This is a genomic window from Haladaptatus sp., from assembly GCF_049589095.1.
GTDB lineage: Archaea > Halobacteriota > Halobacteria > Halobacteriales > Haladaptataceae > Haladaptatus.
Genome location: NZ_JBAWAC010000035.1, coordinates 1 through 2792, shown reverse-complemented (window position 1 = coordinate 2792; position 2792 = coordinate 1). Strand labels below are relative to the sequence as shown.

3 protein-coding genes are annotated in these 2792 nt (G+C 59.5%); all 3 read left to right on the top strand.

What is annotated here, in order from left to right:
* A partial coding sequence (locus WBV42_RS01200; protein WP_423984420.1) for an ABC transporter substrate-binding protein occupies window positions 1-823 on the top strand: 823 nt, incomplete at its 5' end.
* A 38-nt stretch (window positions 824-861) separates the two neighbouring features.
* Window positions 862-1767, top strand: coding sequence for a carbohydrate ABC transporter permease (locus WBV42_RS01195; protein WP_066139443.1), 906 nt, complete (start codon window positions 862-864; stop codon window positions 1765-1767).
* A gap of 1 nt (window position 1768) precedes the next feature.
* On the top strand, window positions 1769-2668 hold the full coding sequence (locus WBV42_RS01190; protein WP_253227628.1) for a carbohydrate ABC transporter permease: 900 nt from the start codon (window positions 1769-1771) through the stop codon (window positions 2666-2668).
* Window positions 2669-2792: the final 124 nt, after the last annotated feature.

Genomic DNA, 2792 nt, shown 5'->3' with positions numbered 1-2792 from the left:
CGAGGATAAGAACCTCGACGACCCGACGACGTGGGACGGCTTGATGAAGGCGGCCAAAGCGCTTCACGACCCCGATAACAATCAGTACGGTATCGTTATCGGGACGAAGAAGACGGCGTTCGCTCGCCAGTGTTTCACGCCCTTCGCCCGCTCGAACGGCGCGCGCGTCTTCGACAAGGACGGTAAGATCGTCTTCGACAGCAAGGAAATGATCGAGGCGCTCGATTTCTACGGCAAACTCTCCAAGTACACGCCGCCGGGCAAGGACACCTGGAAGACGGCGAACAACACGTACCTCAACGAGCAGAGCCACCTGATCCAGTACTCGACGTTCATCATGAGCGACCTCGTGGACAAGGGCGACAAGATGGTGAAGGACACCAAATTCGCCCCGTACGTCCAGCACAAGCGCAAGAGTTCGTTCGGGCAAATCGTCGGTCTCAACCTCTTCGAATCGGCTTCGAAGGAGCAACTGGACTACGGCAAGAACCTGGCCGAGTACCTGATGACGAAGAAGTACGTCGAGTGGCTCCACATGGCCCCCGGCGGGATGAACCCCGTTCTCAAGGAGACGGCGAGCAGTTCGGAGTTCAAGGACGACGAGACGCTGAAGGCATGGGGATCGACGGTCGAGGACGTCTCCGCGGCCTTCGAGAACATCGAACGCTTCGGCTACGTCGACGGCAAAGCCTTCCCTGAACTCGGCAACATCACGAACAAGTTCCTCATCGCGGAGGCGATTTCGCGCGTGACCGACGGTGAGAGCGCCGACACGGTCGCGAAGGAGCAGGCGAAGAAGATGCGGGACGCGATCGAGGAATAGTCGTCCACCATCGACCACACAAGTCCCCCAATTCATTTATGAGTTTAGCAAACCGTACGAAGCTCTCGTTGGACGGTGACTACACCGTCGAGCAGAAGGAGGCGATCCTGGGCTATCTGCTCATCGCGCCAGCGTTGCTGTTGGTCGCCGGGGTCATCGTGTATCCCGTTCTCTACAACGTCTACCTGAGCTTTACGAACGTACCGCTTTCGCCCGATGCCTCGCCGACGTGGGTCGGCCTCGAACACTACCGAACCCTGCTTTCGAGCGGCGAGTTCTGGGCGGCACTGAAAACGACGGTCATCTTCACGCTGGGGAGCGACGTGCTCGCCACCGTCGGCGGCCTCGGCGTGGCGATCCTGTTCAATCGAAAATTCCGCGGCCGACGACTCGTTCGAGGGCTGATGCTTCTGCCGTACGTTGCCCCGCTCATCGCGGTGGCGTACGTCTGGCAGTGGCTGCTCGACCCGCTGTACGGGATGATTCCGTACTTCCTGAGTCACACCCTCGGCATCTACTCCGGTGACATCGACCTGCTCAACAACGCGAAGACGGCGCTGTGGACGGTCATCGCCTTCGACGCGTGGCGCTACTTCCCGTTCGCGTTCCTGATGATAATCGCCCGTCTGCAAGCGATTCCGAGCGATATGTACGAGGCGGCGAAGATCGACGGCGCGGGCCGTATCGCCCGATTCAAGGACATCACGCTGGCGGAGCTCAAATACGTCCTCGCCACCGTCTTCCTGCTTCGCTGGATTTGGAACTTCAACAAGTTCGCCGACATCTGGCTGTTGACCAAGAAAGTGAACACGCTGTCGCTGTACGCGTACCAGACCGCGTTCGCGAACTACAATCACGGTCAGGCGGCCGCCATTGCCATGGTGCTGTTCGTCTCGCTCATGGTGTTCGTCCTCGTGTACGTGAGCTGGATTCTGGAGTGGTAACATGATAGGAACGATACTCGCTACGGTGTCCGACGGCTTTTCCAACGCCTTCGGACGAAGTCGCATCGAAACCAGCCTCTGGGAGAAGGTCGTGTTCTACGGCGCGATAGCGCTGACGATGGTCGTCTCGCTCCTCCCGTTCTACTGGATGATCGTCACGAGCTTCATGCCGGAGAGCGCGATTTACTCGCTCCCGCCGTCGTTCGTGCCACACGACCTGACGCTGAAACACTACGCGAGCGTCTTCAGTCCGGAGACGTTCCCGTTCGTGACGTACTTCAAAAACAGCCTCATCATCTCGATCATCACGGCCGGGATGTCGGTCGTGGTCGCCACGTTCGGCGCGTACAGTTTCGCCCGCCTGAACTACCCCGGACGGGGACTGTTCTCGCGCGGCGTCCTGCTCGTGTACATGTTCTCGGGCATCCTGCTGGTCGTCCCGCTGTTCCAGATCATCGTCTGGATCGGTCTCGTGGACAACCTCGGCAGTCTGGTCATTACCTACCTCGTCCAGACGCTGCCCGTGTCGCTGTACATGCTCGGCAACTACTTCCGAAGCGTCCCGCCGGAGATAGAGGAGGCGGCGATGATGGACGGCTACTCGCGGCTGGAAGTCATCTTCCGCATCACGCTCCCGCTCTCGGCACCCGCCATCGTGGCCGTGTTCATCTACACGTACATGATCGCGTGGAACGAGTACCTCTTCGCCAGCATCTTCCTCAGCACCCGCACGAACTTCACGCTTCCAATCGGTCTGGACGCGCTCTCGTCCGGGTTCCACCAAGTGTGGGGACAGATCATGGCCGCATCGCTGTTGACCAGCATTCCCATCATCATCATGTTCGTTTACCTGGAGAAGTACATGGTCGAGGGACTGACCTTCGGGTCGGTGGAGGGCTGATTCGTGTCCTCCGAACTCACCCAAGCCGACAACGAGTCGGCACCTGACACCGCCGCCGAGATAGAGACGGAACAGGCCGGAATCGACCTCTCGGACCTGCGGAAATCCTACGGCGACGTGCTGG

Bases quoted from the DNA above. Each gene is read 5' to 3' on its own strand.
- WBV42_RS01195 (WP_066139443.1), top strand. From the start codon at position 862: ATGAGTTTAGCAAACCGTACGAAGCTCTCGTTGGACGGTGACTACACC.
- WBV42_RS01190 (WP_253227628.1), top strand. From the start codon at position 1,769: ATGATAGGAACGATACTCGCTACGGTGTCCGACGGCTTTTCCAACGCC.